At 67.4% G+C, this 14,355-nt stretch carries 12 protein-coding genes; 7 read left to right on the top strand and 5 right to left on the bottom strand.

The window, feature by feature from the left end; genetic code table 11:
• Positions 1–141: 141 nt before the first annotated feature.
• From ACCQ04_RS00755 to ACCQ04_RS00775, 5 genes are all read left to right on the top strand, one after another.
• The gene (locus tag ACCQ04_RS00755) at positions 142–1,200 is read left to right on the top strand and encodes a LacI family DNA-binding transcriptional regulator (protein ID WP_024939515.1); all 1,059 of its coding nucleotides are present in this window, start codon (positions 142–144) and stop codon (positions 1,198–1,200) included.
• Positions 1,201–1,621: 421 nt separating this feature from the next.
• Positions 1,622–2,476 carry a 5-dehydro-4-deoxy-D-glucuronate isomerase gene (gene kduI / locus ACCQ04_RS00760; protein WP_016901229.1) on the top strand — a complete coding sequence of 285 codons (855 nt, stop codon included), beginning with the start codon at positions 1,622–1,624 and terminating at the stop codon, positions 2,474–2,476.
• A gap of 146 nt (positions 2,477–2,622) precedes the next feature.
• Positions 2,623–3,378, top strand: a complete 756-nt coding sequence (kduD, locus tag ACCQ04_RS00765) for a 2-dehydro-3-deoxy-D-gluconate 5-dehydrogenase KduD (RefSeq protein WP_016901228.1) — start codon at positions 2,623–2,625, stop codon at positions 3,376–3,378.
• 228 nt (positions 3,379–3,606) lie between these two features.
• A complete protein-coding gene (locus ACCQ04_RS00770; protein WP_054592012.1) occupies positions 3,607–4,269 on the top strand; it encodes an RpiB/LacA/LacB family sugar-phosphate isomerase in 663 nt (220 codons plus the stop codon).
• Positions 4,270–4,553: 284 nt separating this feature from the next.
• Positions 4,554–5,672 (top strand): GDSL-type esterase/lipase family protein, encoded by a 1,119-nt coding sequence (locus tag ACCQ04_RS00775; protein ID WP_226427077.1) that lies wholly within the window; start codon positions 4,554–4,556, stop codon positions 5,670–5,672.
• An 86-nt stretch (positions 5,673–5,758) separates the two neighbouring features.
• Here the strand turns inward: ACCQ04_RS00775 and ACCQ04_RS00780 are convergent, their stop codons facing one another.
• A complete protein-coding gene (locus tag ACCQ04_RS00780) occupies positions 5,759–6,403 on the bottom strand; it encodes a DMP19 family protein (protein ID WP_039510571.1) in 645 nt (214 codons plus the stop codon).
• A gap of 68 nt (positions 6,404–6,471) precedes the next feature.
• On the bottom strand, positions 6,472–7,362 hold the full coding sequence (gene phhA / locus ACCQ04_RS00785) for a phenylalanine 4-monooxygenase (protein ID WP_024939508.1): 891 nt from the start codon (positions 7,360–7,362) through the stop codon (positions 6,472–6,474).
• A gap of 127 nt (positions 7,363–7,489) precedes the next feature.
• Here phhA and ACCQ04_RS00790 point away from each other — a divergent pair, with 127 nt between their 5' ends.
• A complete protein-coding gene (locus ACCQ04_RS00790; RefSeq protein ID WP_102250736.1) occupies positions 7,490–7,972 on the top strand; it encodes an Lrp/AsnC family transcriptional regulator in 483 nt (160 codons plus the stop codon).
• A 222-nt stretch (positions 7,973–8,194) separates the two neighbouring features.
• A complete protein-coding gene (locus ACCQ04_RS00795; RefSeq protein ID WP_226427076.1) occupies positions 8,195–10,396 on the top strand; it encodes a TonB-dependent siderophore receptor in 2,202 nt (733 codons plus the stop codon).
• 444 nt (positions 10,397–10,840) lie between these two features.
• Here the strand turns inward: ACCQ04_RS00795 and ACCQ04_RS00800 are convergent, their stop codons facing one another.
• From ACCQ04_RS00800 to ACCQ04_RS00810, 3 genes are all read right to left on the bottom strand, one after another.
• Positions 10,841–11,878 carry a patatin-like phospholipase family protein gene (locus ACCQ04_RS00800; RefSeq protein ID WP_016901221.1) on the bottom strand — a complete coding sequence of 346 codons (1,038 nt, stop codon included), beginning with the start codon at positions 11,876–11,878 and terminating at the stop codon, positions 10,841–10,843.
• Positions 11,879–12,284: 406 nt separating this feature from the next.
• On the bottom strand, positions 12,285–13,295 hold the full coding sequence (locus ACCQ04_RS00805) for a TIGR00266 family protein (RefSeq protein ID WP_046345301.1): 1,011 nt from the start codon (positions 13,293–13,295) through the stop codon (positions 12,285–12,287).
• Positions 13,296–13,484: 189 nt separating this feature from the next.
• Positions 13,485–14,330 (bottom strand): ABC transporter ATP-binding protein, encoded by an 846-nt coding sequence (locus ACCQ04_RS00810; protein WP_226427075.1) that lies wholly within the window; start codon positions 14,328–14,330, stop codon positions 13,485–13,487.
• Positions 14,331–14,355: the final 25 nt, after the last annotated feature.

Here is a 14,355-nt window from a genome sequence, read left to right on the forward strand (position 1 = left end):
CCGTTCTGCATCGCCGGGCATGCCGCCGCGCTGCCGGCTGCGGCGTGTCCCGCACGGCGGGTTCGGGGTGGCGGCAGGCTTCGCTCAGGTCTGCCGGCCGTCTGGCCGGTAGAATCCAATCAACTTCACTGGTTGACCGCTATGCCCGCCCGCAAGATGCCTGAAGAGGGAATGCCCGGCCTGCCGAAGGGCAAGGTAGCCACGATCAACGACATCGCGCGGATGTCGGGCGTGTCCAAGAAGACCGTGTCGCGGATCATCAACAACTCGCCGCTGGTGCGGCAGGACACCCGCGAGAAGGTCGAGGCGCTGATGCGCGAGGTCGGCTACGCGCCCGACCCGCTGGCGCGCGGGCTGGCGTTCCGGCGCTCGTTCCTGATCGGCATGGTCTACGACAACCCCACCGCGCAGTACATCGTGGACATGCAGTACGGCGCGCTGGACGCGCTGCGCGGCTCCAGCTTCGAGCTGGTGGTGCACCCCTGCGACAGCCGCAGCCCCGGCTACATCGAAGGCGTGCGCCGCTTCGCCCAGGCGCAGAAGCTGCACGGCGTGATCCTGGTGCCGCGCGCCTCCGAGGACCAGGCGCTGGCCGACATGCTGGCCGAGATCGGCTGCCGCTACACCCGCATCGCCTCGGTGGCGCTGGACACCACCTCGCAGACGGTGATCACCCACGACCGCGACGGCGCCGCCGAGGCCGCCGATTACCTGCTCTCGCTCGGCCACCGCGACATCGCCCTGGTCACCGGCCCCAGTGCCTACCGTTCCTCGATCGAGCGCACCTCCGGCTTTGCCGACGCGCTGACCCGGCGCGGCATCGAACTGCCGCCCGAGCGCATCGTCGAAGCCGGCTACACCTTCGAATCGGGCGTGGCCGCGGCCGAAAAGCTGCTGCTGGGCAAGAAGCGCCCCACCGCCATCTTCACCGGTAACGACGAAATGGCCGCCGGCATCTACAAGGTCGCGCTGCGCGCCGGCATCAGCATCCCGCGCCAGCTGTCGGTGATCGGCTACGACGACAGCTCGCTGGCCTCGCGCCTGTGGCCGCCGCTGACCTCGGTGCGCCGCCACACCCGCGACACCGGCCGCACCGCCGCAGCGATGCTGATCCAGCCCGACAACGCCCCGCAATTGCCCACCGCCAGCGTGCGCCCGCACCTGATCGTGCGCGACTCCTGCCAACCGCCGGAAGATTGAGCGAGGTCAAAGCCCAGGCAAGGGGGCGCCAGGCGAGCAACAAAGCCCCTCTCCCGTCGGGGCGAGAAGGCACGGCTTGCGCGCCATGGGCGCGGGTGCCTTGGAGCGCCCGCGCCGCCAGCGCGGGCCGGGGCGCGGGGCGGGGGTTGGGGCGGCAGACAGCCATCTGAGAAAGCTCAGCCATGAGCTGAGGGCACATAAGCCTCCACCCGACCAATCAAGCCCCGCACCCAACACCACGCGCAGCCTCGTCCCCTCATCCGGCGCTACGAGCCACCTTCTCCCGAGGGGGAGAAGGAATTCCCACGCTGCCACGCCGCCATGCGGCTATCGTGCACTGCGCAATGACACCGGTTAACCAGAGTCGGTAGAATGGCCTGGTGCAAGCCAATCCCCCCGCGCTTGGCACCGGAGATCGCGCATGTCCCTGTACTGCAAGACCCACTACGCCACCCATCCCGACGCCATCAAGGGCGCCAGCAACGACGACCTGCGCGAGCTCTATCTGCTCGATGGCCTGTTCGTCGACGATGCGGTCACGCTCAAATACACCCACTACGAGCGCTTCGTGCTCGGTGGCGCAGCGCCGCTCGGCACCACGCTGGAACTGCCCAGGCAGACCGAACCGGCGTCTGCCGCCGGCCATCCGTTCCTGGAGCGCCGCGAGCTGGGCATCCTCAATGTCGGCGCCGGCACCGGCAGCGTGACCGTGGACGGCACCGTCTACACGCTCGGGCCGAAGGACGGCCTGTACGTGGCGATGGGCAGCACCGATGTCAGCTTCGCTTCTGACGATGCCGCCAACCCGGCCAGGTTCTATCTGGCCTCGACGCCGGCGCATGCGCGTTTCGAGACCAAGCAACTGTCGATCAAGGATGCCGTGGCGCTGGAGCGCGGCGCGCTGGAAACCAGCAACGAGCGCACCATCTACCAGTACATCGTGCCGACCACCTGCCAGTCTTCGCAGCTGTTGCTGGGCCTGACCGTGCTCAAGCCGGGCAGCGTCTGGAACACCATGCCGCCGCATCTGCACGACCGCCGCAGCGAGGTGTATTTCTACTTCGATCTCGGCGCCAACGACCGCGTCTATCACTTCATGGGCGAGCCGGACGCGCAGCGCCACATCGTGATCCAGAACAACGAAGCGGTGGTGTCGCCGCCGTGGTCCATCCACATGGGCGCCGGCACCAGCAATTACGCCTTCATCTGGGCGATGGGCGGCGAAAACCTGGATTACACCGACATGCACGTGCTGGACATCTGCCAGCTCAAGTAAGGCCATGCGTGCCGGGCAGCACCGCACTCACCGCGTCGATGCGCTAGCGCCATCGACGCGCCAGTTCCACCCCATGCCAGCGGCCGCGCATCGCGCGGACGCACGCACTCATCCAACGTGGCACACCCAGCAGGAGCGATAAGGTAATGAGCAATCCGTTCAGTCTCGAAGGCAAGGTCGCACTGGTCACCGGTGCCAACACGGGCTTGGGCCAGGGCATCGCGCTGGCACTGGCGCAGGCCGGCGCCGACATCGCCGCCGCCGGCATCCAGGCGCCGACCGAGACCGAGGAACTGGTCAAGGGACTGGGCCGCCGCTTCGTCGCCATCCAGGCCAACCTGATCAGCGTCGAACCGGTCGAGCGCATCCTCAAGGAAACGCTGGACGGCCTGGGTCGCCTGGACATCCTGGTCAACAACGCCGGCCTGATCCGCCGCACCGACGCAGTGGATTTCAGCGAGCAGGATTGGGACGACGTGATGAACGTCAATCTGAAATCGGCCTTCTTCATGGCGCAGGCCGCCGGCCGCCACTTCATCGCCCAGGGCAGCGGCAAGATCATCAACATCGCCTCGATGCTGTCGTTCCAGGGGGGCATCCGCGTGCCGTCCTACACCGCCAGCAAGTCCGGCATCGCCGGCATCACCCGCCTGCTGGCCAACGAATGGGCGAGCAAGGGCGTGACCACCAATGCCATCGCGCCCGGCTACATGGCCACCGACAACACCGCCCAGCTGCGTGCCGACCAGGACCGCAACAAGGCCATCCTGGACCGCATCCCGGCCGCGCGCTGGGGCGTGCCGGCCGACCTCGGCGGCACCGCGGTGTTCCTGGCCAGCAGCGCCTCGGACTACGTCAACGGCGCCATCATCCCGGTCGACGGCGGCTGGCTGGCACGCTGAGTCAAACCCACGCGGTGCCTTCTCCCTCAGGGAGAAGGTGCCCGAAGGGCGAATGAGGACCGGCAGGCACGTACACGACCAGACGCGTGCCGCAGCTCCGACAAGACCTTCAGCACCTGATCGCTCACCGACAAGGCACCTGAAAAGCGAAGCAAGACCGCATCCAGGCGCGCACACCAATCAACTCCACAGTCGACACAACTTCCCCAAACCAATCGGAGCATCCCCATGAAAATCGCACTCATGAATGAGTTCAGTCAGGCCGGCAAGAACCCGGTGATCCTGCAGCAGCTCAACGACGTGGCCGGCGAGCAGGGCCACAGCGTCTTCAACGTCGGCATGGACGGCGACAACGACCACCGCCTGACCTACATCCACCTGGGCATCGTCGCCAGCCTGCTGCTGAACTCCAAGGCCGTGGACTTCGTCGTCGCCGGCTGCGGCACCGGCCAGGGCGCGATGATGTCGCTCAATGCGCATCCGGGCGTGTTCTGCGGCTATTGCATCGAGCCGACCGACGCCTACCTGTTCGCCCAGGTCAACAACGGCAACGCGCTGTCGCTGGCATTTGCCAAGGGCTACGGCTGGGGCGCGGAAATCAACGTGCGCTACATCTTTGAAAAGGCCTTCAGCGGCGAGCGCGGCATGGGCTACCCGGCCGAGCGTCGCGAATCGCAGGCCGCCAATGCCGGCATCCTGACCCAGGTCAAGCAGGCCACTGCCAAGTCCTACCTCGACGGCCTGCGCGCCATCGACCCGGAGCTGATCAAGCAGGCCGTGGGCGGCGAGCGTTTCCAGCAGTGCTTCTTCGATAACGCGCAGGACGCCGAGATCCGCAACTTCGTCGCCGGCGTGCTGGGCAAGCCCGAAGCCGCCGCCGCAGCAGCATAACGGCCTAAAGCCCTCCTCCCGCGGGATGAGAGGGCACTGTTCGCGCGCCACTGGCGCGCGTGCCTTGGAGCCCGCGCTGCCGGCGCGGGCCGGGGCGCGGAGCGGGGGAGTGAGGCCGCGGCGGAAGACAGCTGCCCTGAACGGGGAGGCTTGAAAGGCTTGAGACGACAGTACGGCCGTCCAACGTTTCCTGTGCCGCCGCACCCTCATCCGCCCTTCGGGCACCTTCTCCCGATGGGAGAAGGAACAGCGTCGCGTCCTTAGCATTGTTCCCGGAGCCCACCATGCGTCTGCTGCTGTTCGCATTGCTGCTGCTCTGCGCAAATAGCGCCCGCGCCGAACCACACCGCATCTTCATCGCCGGCGATTCCACCGCCGCCGAATACGGTGCCGAGCGTGCGCCGCAGGCCGGCTGGGGCCAGATGCTGCAGGAGTGGTTCGACCCGGCGCAATGGCAGGTGCGCAACCACGCCAAGGGCGGCCGCAGCACCCGCAGTTTCATCGCCGAAGGGCGCCTGGACGCCATCGCCAAGGACCTCCGTGCCGGCGACGTGCTGTTGATCCAGTTCGGCCACAACGACGCCAAACACGAAGATCCAACCCGCTACACCGACCCGCAGGGCGACTATCAGCAGTTCCTGCGCCGCTATATCGCCACCGCGCGCGACAAGGGCGCCACGCCGATCCTGATCACGCCCGCCGCCCGTCTGCTCTACGATTTCGGCGCGCTGCTCGACACCCACGGCCGCTACACCCTGGCCATGCAGCAACTCGCTGCGCAGGAACACGTGGGCCTGATCGATCTGAACGCCAGTTCCAGCGACTGGATCCGCGCCCTCGGCGAACAGGCGGCCAGGCCGTACTTCCTGTTCGTTCCCGAACAAGGCAAAGCCGACGGCACCCACTTCAGCCGCGCCGGCGCCACTGCCGTGGCGTGCCTGGTCGTGCATGGCTGGGTGCAGCTGCAACCCGCTCTCATGTCACAGCTGCGCCGCGATGCCGATTGCGGCGCCGCTCCCGACACCGCCATCCAACGCGCGGCGCAGGCGCATCCCTCGCTGGTGGTGCACGAACGCGATCTCGCACGCGCGCAACCCGGCCCGCATGGCGGCGCCGGGCCGACCACGGCGTATCCGTTCTTCGCCGACGCACCGCAGCTGCCGTTCGTGCTGCGCAAGCGCGTGCTGCACAAGGGCGCCGGCATCGGCCTGCATCTGCACGACAAGGACGAGATCTATTACATCGTCAGCGGGCGCGGGCTGTACGCGCTGGACGGCAAGCAGTACCAGGTCACTGCCGGCGATGCGCTGCTGACGCGCCCGGGCAGCACCCATGCCTTGCAGCAGACCGGCGAGGAACCACTGGTGTTGCTATTGGCCTATCTCGCCAAGCCGGCAGGCTGAGACAGGCCCGGTGCATCGGGAGCGCGTTGCGGGTGTGGACGATGCGCAATGCCGGCTGTGAGCCATGCGCGTCATTGCACGCGCGCTTACGCCTTGTCGACCCCGTAGTGGGTCAGGCCCAGCCGGGCCAGTTCGCCGGAGCGGCGGTAGTAGACCTCTTCCCAGCCATCCACGCGCTGGCGATCGGTCTCGCTCATCGCGTCGAGAATGTCTTCGATGCTGAGCAGGTTGGGGTCTTCTTCCAGGCGTTCGAATACCGTGCCCAGGCCTTCGATCGCCTGGCGCGCCTGCGCCGCGCCCATCGCGCCCAGCCCCTGCAATGCATCGCGCCGGGTGGCGGCGTCCCAGCGGTCGAAGTAGCGTGCATAGCCGCTCTCGCTCATGTCCGCATCCAGCCGCGCCAATGCCACCAGCTCGCGCTCGCCGGGCGACAGGGCATCCATGCGTCCGCGCAGCGCGGTCAGTTTGGTTTGCGCGCGTGCGCTGCGGCGGCGCCACAGCAACTCGGGCATGTTGAGCAGCCCCTCATCCGTGGGCGGCGCCACCGCCGGCCAGTTCACCCCGAAGCCGTCGTCGGTGAGCTGCCATTGCGCACGCTGCGGCGGCGTTGCCTTCAACAACAGCCGCTGCGCCTTGATCGGCTCGTCAATACGGATGCCGTTGGCCAGGGTGAACAGCAGGCGGGTGTCGTCCAGCTCCAAGCGCCGGATGCGAAGCTGCGTCAGGTCCATTGAGCGAAGGCGGTATGGGGAGGTTTGACCATAGTCTGCGTCGGCGATGGTGTCGAGTCGGTGCGGCCTCACACGTCGCCGTCTGTACTCCAGCCTTCGCCGCTGCCGCGCTGGATGACCCGATCCGTGTCCAGCACCTCGCCGGCCGGCACCTGCGCCTGCTGCGCAAGATCGGCATAGATTGGGGTGAAATCCGGCGCGGTGGCGCTCATCAACTGCGCAAAGCTGTCGATGACGAAGTAGGTCTTCTGGAAGCTGTCGATGCGGTAGCGCGTGCGCATGATGCGTTGCAGGTCGAAGCCGATCCGGTTGGGCGCCGGCGATTCCAGCGAATGCAGCGATTCTCCCTTCGACGACACGATGCCGGCACCAAAGATGCGCAGCCCCTGCGGTGTGGCGATCAGGCCGAATTCCACCGTGTACCAGTACAGGCGGGTGAGGTTCTGCAGCGCGTCCGCGCCGATGCCGTGCGCCTTGACCCCGCCACGGCCATAGGCCTGCATGAAGTCGGCAAACAGCGGATTCATCAGCAGCGGCACGTGCCCGAACAGGTCATGGAACAGGTCCGGCTCGGCGATGTAGTCGATCTGATCGGGGCGGCGGATCCACCATGTCACCGGGAAGCGCTTGTTGGCCAGGTGCTCGAAGAAATCCAGCTCCGGCAGCAGGCCCTGCACGCCGACCAGGGTCCAGCCAGTGGCCGCCTGCAGCACCGCATTGAGCGCATCGAAACGCGGAATGTGGGTCTCGCCCATGCCCATCGCATCCTGCGCCTGCAGGAACTCGTCGCAGGCACGGTCGACCAGCAGCGCGCGCTGGCGGCGATACAGGGTGCCCCAGGTGGCGTGGTCGTCGGCGCTGTAGCCATCCCACGGCTGCTCGACCACGGCGGTGGTGTAGACCGGCACATAGCCCTTGTCGGTGAGCTGATTCTCGACGCGTTGCGGTGCGATGTTCATGCGGCGGCGGTTCCCGATGATCAGCGCTCACCTTAGCCGGATGGTCGCGCAACGGGATTGCGAATCTTGCGTGTCCGACGCTTCCGGGCGCAAGATTCGTGCGTCATCCTCTGCTGCTGCGCAACATATGGACCAGCCAATCGCTCTGGACCGCACCGATCTACGCCTGCTCGCCCTGCTGCAGACGCAGGGCCGCAGCAGCAATGCGGAGCTGGCGGTGCAGGTCAATCTGTCGGCCTCGGCCTGCCTGCGCCGCACCCAGCGGCTGGAGGCGGCCGGCATCATCGCCGGCTACGGCGCACGCCTGGATGCCAAGGCGCTGGGGCTGGGGCTGCAGGCCTTCGTGCGGGTGCAGCTGGAGCAGCACGGCCAGGCCGATATCGAACATTTTGCCGAGGGCGTGCGCGGCTGGGACGAGGTGGTGGCCTGCTGGGCGCTCACCGGCGACATGGATTACCTGCTGCAGGTGCAGGTGCGCGACCTGGAGCATTTCTCGCGCTTCCTGCTCGACCACCTGCTCAACGCGACCGGCGTATCCGACGTCAATTCCAGCTTCGTGCTGCGCACGGTGAAGGCGCCGGAGGGCTTGCCGCTCTCGCATCTGGGCTGATCCGGCGAGCTGTGAGGCAGGCACACGTGCACTGTGACTTGCCTCTCAAACGATAACGATTTACATTTGCGTAACATCCGGCTGCGCCCGGCATGTCTTCTCGTCGATCCGCCAGCCCGACAGGGCCAGCCAGCTCGTCGCCCGAGTGGGACGCGCCGCGCATGCCTGCGTTTTTTGCCCGGTGACGCCGCGCGTCCCGCACCGATCGACGAGAACCCTCCAATGCCCGCGATTTCCGCCCCCCTGGCCACGTTGTCCGCTGCCTTGCTATGCGCGTTGGCGCTGACGCCCTGCGCTGCCCGTGCCGACAATGCCGCCGCCGATGCAAGCGATGCCAAGACGCTGGACCAGGTCAACGTCAACGGTGCGGTGAGCCGCGCGCAGCCGGCCACCACCACACGCCTGCCGCTGACCTTGCAGGAAACGCCGCAATCGGTGAGCGTGATCGGGCTGCAGCGGCTGGAAGAGCAATCGCTGTTCAGCATCGACGATGTGATGCGCAACGTCACCGGCGTCAACGTGTCGTTCTACGACACCCAGCGCCCGCTGTATTTCGCGCGCGGCTTCCAGATCACCGACTTCCAGGTCGATGGCCTGCCCACCTACAGCGGTGCGACCAACCAGGAATACGACACGGTCTTCTACGACCGCATCGAGGTGATCCGCGGCGCCAACGGCCTGCTCACCGGCGCCGGCATTCCCTCGGCCACGGTCAACCTGCTGCGCAAGCGCCCGGGCAAGGACTTCGATGCCTCGTTCGCAGTCAGTGCCGGCACCTGGGATTTCCGCCGCATGCAGGCCGACGTCAATGCGCCGCTGACCGAAGACGGGCGCTGGCGCAGCCGCGTGGTCGCGGCCTGGCAGGACCGCGATTACTACTACGACCGGTACCACGACAACAAGATGTCGGGCATGGCGGTGCTGGAAGGCGACCTGACCGACAGCACCACGCTCACCGTCGGCTATCAGCGCCAGGACAATAGCCCGATCGGCTCGACCTGGGGCACGGTGCCGTTCTTCGCCGCCGATGGTGCGCCGGCCAACCTGCCGCGCTCGACCAATATGGCGCCCAAGTGGAGCCGCTGGCAGCGCGAGACCAGCACCGCCTTCGTCAACCTGGAACAACGCTTCGGCGAGGACTGGCTGCTGCGCGTCAACTACGCGCACACCAAGGGCGATGTGCAGAGCCTGCGCGTCTACGGCACCGGCTATCCGGCCGCCGATGGCAGCGGCATCTTTCTGCGCACCGGAGCCGGCGAAACCAGCGACGCGCGCGATGGCGTGGACGTGTACCTGTCCGGCGGTTTCTCGTTGTTCGGCCGCCAGCACGATGTGGTGGTCGGCGGCAGCTGGCAGGATCTGCAGTCGACCTCCTACGGCGTCGCGCAGACCTATCCCGATGACTGGGCCACCTGCGGCAGCGAACGTTGCTATTTCATCCCCGACATCCGCAACTGGGATGGCGATATTTCCGAAGTGACCTATGCGCGCAACGGCCGTCGCAACGAAGCGCGCACCACCCAGCGCGGCGTGTATGCCTCCACCCGGTTGCGTCTGGCCGACCCGCTGTCGCTGATCGCCGGTGCACGCCTGAGCTCTTGGGAAACCCGCACCCAGGCTTTCAATGCCAGCGGCGCCTACACCGGCACCAGCGGCCGGTACGCGGTGAGCGACGAAGTCACCCCGTATGTGGGACTGGTCTACGACATCGTGCCGGATGTGTCGCTCTACGCCAGCTACACCGAGATCTTCAACCCGCAGAATTACCGCGACAAGGACAACAACCTGCTCGCCCCGGTGGAAGGTTCCAACCTGGAAGCCGGCATCAAGGCGCAGTTGTTCGACGGCCGTGCGATGGCCACCGCCGCCGTGTTCGAGGCCAAGCAGGACAACTTCGCCGTACGCGACATGACCCAGCCGGAATCCTCGCTGCCGGACGGCAATTCGGCCTACATCGGCATCAACGGCACTAAGAGCCGGGGCTGGGAAATGGATTTCAACGGCGAACTCCTGCCCGGCTGGACCGTCAATGCCGGCTTTACCCACGTCAAGGTGACGCGCCCGCCCACCGATGCGATCTACGCCAACCTGCCCGAGGATTACCTGCAGCTGTCCACGCAGCTGCGCCTGCCCGGCGCCTGGGAGCGCCTGAGCATCGGCGGCGGCGTCAGCTGGCAGAGCGCGGTGCGCGGCTTCAATATCCAGCGCCCCACCGGCGACGGCACCGGCGCCACCACGCCGGTGACCGTGGTGCAGAACCCGTATGCATTGGTGCATTTCAACGCCAACTACCGCATCAGCGAGCAATGGACCGCCACGCTGGCGGTACGCAACGCCTTCGACAAGACCTACTGGGCCAACCTGGATTACCAGAACTACGGCGAGCCGCGGTTTGTCAGCATGTCCTTGCGTTGGCGCTATTGAGGCGTTGCCGATGAAGCGGATGCGTTACCGGTAAGGCATCGCGGCCAGGGCCGCTCCTACAAGAGCGGTGCTGGCCGCGCCGACGTTACCCAATACACCCAAAGACCGCCCCGCCATCGTAGGAGCGGACCCGGCCGCGACCCCATCCCGCCTCAGCGCACCTGAAAAAAATGCCCCGCCGTCGTAGGAGCGGCCCAGGCCGCGACCCCCTCCGCGACACATCTCAGCGCAGCCGAAAAGAACCGCCGCCCCGTCCGCGACCTTGTCCGGCACACCCTCGGTGCATCAACCCAAGGCATCAACAACGCAGTCGCCCTACGCATCGGCTTTAAAAAACGCGCGCGTCTCGAAACAGGCGCCCATGCCCGCTCAGCTCCGCATGACCTCGCGCGGCACCCGCATCAGCTGCGCATCAGCTGCACATCGCCTCGCACCGCCTTTGCCTCACGGCGCCACGCAGGCCTCGTCCTTGCCGCGCAGTTTCTGCCAGCGCGAGCGCTCTTGCAGGCAGCGCCGATACGCTTCCGCCTTGGCGGCGGCAGCCTGCTCGGCGGCGGTGCGGGTGGCGCTGCTGCGCTGCGCCTGCAACTGCGCGATCTTGGCGCGGATCTGCGGCATCGCCGCCATCGCGGCACGCTCGCCTTCCAGGATGGCCGCGCCACGCTGGTTGAAATCGGCCGAGCCGATGTCGTTGACCTTGGGGCGGATCACCACATCGGCACGCTTGAGTTCCGCTTCGCCCAGGCGCTGGCCCATGATCGAGATCGACTGGTTGACGGTGCCGAGCAGATCGCCGGGATTCTTGCCGCTGGCCTTGCTGGAGATATCCACCGCCACCACGAATTCCGCACCGAGCTGGCGCGCGGCATCCACCGGCACCGGGCTGACCACGCCGCCGTCCACATAGTGGTATTGGCCGATGGTCACCGGCTCGAACACGCCGGGAATGCTGCTGGACGCGCGCACCGCCTGGCCGGCATTGCCGCGCACGAACACGGTGCGTTCGCCGTCTTCCAACCGCGTGGCGACCGCCGCGAACGGCTTGCGCAACTTGTCGATCGGCTTGCCGCCGAGCTGTTCGTTGACGTAGTCCTGCAGCTTCTGGCCCTGCACCAGGCCGCCGGAGAAGATCCGCACATCGCGGATGCTGGTCTGGTCGAGCGCGACGGCCTTTTCCTGCATCTGGAACGCATCCATGCCGCTGGCATACAGCGCCCCGACCACGCTGCCGGCGCTGGTGCCCGACACCACCACCGGCGCAAAGCCGTTGGCCTCGAGCATCTTGATCACGCCGATATGCGCAAAGCCCTTGGCCGCGCCGCCACCGAGCGCCACGCCGATCTTCACCGGTTTGACCGCGCCGGCAGACGGTGCCTGCACCACCGGCGCCGGTGCCGCCGGGCGCGGCTCGCCACCGCAGGCCGAGAGCAGACCGAGCATGGACAACAGGGCAAGCGAGCGGGGGCGGCGGAGCGCAGTCATGGCGAAAACGTCGATGGGAAAGGCGAGGGAGAATACACGCGTGCCGTCACGGTGGCGCTGATGGTTGGCGTGCGTGGAGATTGTTCAGAACGGCATCGTTTGCAGGCGTTGCACTGCCTTGTCCCGGCAAGAAGGGCGAGCCGGTTCATTCGGGCGATGACCGCAGCCACCTGCACGCAGCACGGAACCACAGCCCCTCTCCCCGCGGGGAGAGAAGGCACTGCTTTGCGCGCCGTGGAGCGACCGCGCCGCAAGCGCGGGCCGGGGCGCGGAGCGGGGGGTGAGGGTAAGAAGCGAGGCCACATGGGATCGCAGCAGGCTTCGCCGGTTCCCTCATCCGGTGCGACGCGCCACCTTCTCCCGGCAGGAGAAGGGTGCCGGCACACCTGCCTGCCGCGTCACCAAATCAAAACCGGTTGTCGCCATCCAGCAACCTTCCCAAGCCGCCCAGCACCGAGCCTTCGCCGCGTTGCTGTCCGCCGGCCTGCGGGGCGGCCTGCAGCATGCGGCCGGCCATGCGCGAGAACGGCAGCGATTGCAGCCACACCTTGCCGGGGCCGGTGAGGGTGGCCAGGAAGACGCCTTCGCCGCCGAAGAACATGCTCTTCAGCCCGGCGACGCGGCGCACGTCCATGTCCACGCCGGCGTGGTAGGCGACCACGCAGCCGGTGTCCACATCGATGCGTTCGCCAGGGCCGAGTTCGCGTTCCACCACGGTGCCGCCGGCATGCACGAAGACCCAGCCGTCGCCTTCGAGCTTCTGCATGATGAAGCCCTCGCCGCCGAACAGGCCGGTGAGGATCTTGCGTTGAAACGCGATCCCCAGCGACACGCCGCGCGCGCCGGCCAGGAAGCTGTCCTTCTGGCAGATCAGTTGCCCGCCATGCTCGGACAGGCGCAGCGCCAGCACCGTGCCCGGATAGGGCGCGGCGAATGCGACCCTGGCCTTGCCGCTGCCGGCATGGGTAAACACGGTGGTGAACATGCTCTCGCCGGTGACCACGCGTTTGCCGGCCGACAGCAGCTTGCCCATCAGCCCGCCGCCGCCGCTCTGGCCGGCATGCGAGCCGTCGCCGAACACGGTGTCCATCTGCACTGCGGCGTCCTTGTACATCAGCGCGCCGGCCTCGGCGATGGCGCTTTCGCCCGGGTCCAGTTCGACCTCGACGAACTGCATGTCGTTGCCGACGATGCGGTAGTCGATCTCGTCGGCGCGCCCGGCCGCGCCGGTCAGCGGCGGCGGCAGGCCGCTGCCGCCCTGCAGCTCGGCCAGCTGGCGGGCCGGCATCCAGCCATCGAGTCCGTCGCGCCAGGCCAGCGCATCGGGCTGGCGCTGGGCATGCGCGCGGGCGCTGGCATCGTCGAGCGGGCCAATGCGATCGGCCTGTCCGGGAACATGGAAATACCACTGGGCCATCGGGACGACTCCTGTCTGTGCGTGCGCCGAGTCTAAGCGCAGCCGCAGTGACAGCGTCCCGTGTCCAAGGTCATGCCCGGAAGGTGCGGTTGGGCGCGGTTGTGGGCTGTAAGGAGCGCGTGGCTGCCGGCTGTCGTCGCGCAGCTTGCGCAAGACTCCGGGCTGCGTGCGCGGTAGGGCGGATGGCGCTTACTCGCCCACCGTCGCCCAATAGCGCTCGCCGTCGCGCTGCACCCGCACCGGGCCGCCGAACACGTCCGACAGGCTGGCGTCGGTGAGCAGCGCATCGCGCGGACCATCGGCCACGACGGTGCCGGCACGCAGCAGGATCACCCGTGCGATCTCCGGCACGATTTCCTCGATGTGATGGGTCACCAGGATCAGGGTGATGCCTTGCCGGGCCAGGTGGCGCATGGTGTCGAGCAGGTGCTGTCGCGCCACCAGGTCCAGGCCGGTGGACGGCTCGTCCAGCAGCAGCGCCTGCGGGCGGTTGACCAGTGCGCGCGCGATCAGCACGCGGCGGGTCTCGCCGGCCGACAGTTCGGCAAATTGCCGGTCCAGCAACGGCAGCGCGCGCGCCAGGGCCAAGGCCTCCCGTGCCCGCACGCGCATGTCGTCGCTGATCTCCCGATGCGGTGGCACCACATAGCTGGCGAAGAAACCGGACAGCACCGCGCTTTCCACATCCAGCCCCGGCATGTCGGCCAGGTTGACGCTGAGGTCGCCGGTGACGATGCCCAGCTGCGAGCGCAGGCGGTCCACCTGCCAGCGCACCTGCCCGAGCACTTTCACCGCCGCCTGGCCGTCGGCGCGCACCAGCGGATACAGCTCGCGGGTGATCAGCTTGATGAAGGAGGATTTGCCGCAGCCATTGGGGCCGAGGATGGCGGTGTGCTGCCCCAGCGCGATGCGCAGGCTGAGCGCATGCAGTACGCGTACCTGGCCGCGCATCACGCTGGCCTGGTCGAGCTCGATCAACGGGATGGCGTTGGCAACAGCAGCAGGATCGGTGGACATTTCGGCAGTAACCGTCATACGGGTGACATCAGGCGCAGTGGGG

The organism is Xanthomonas sp. NCPPB 2866 (genome assembly GCF_041475745.2).
GTDB lineage: Bacteria > Pseudomonadota > Gammaproteobacteria > Xanthomonadales > Xanthomonadaceae > Xanthomonas > Xanthomonas arboricola.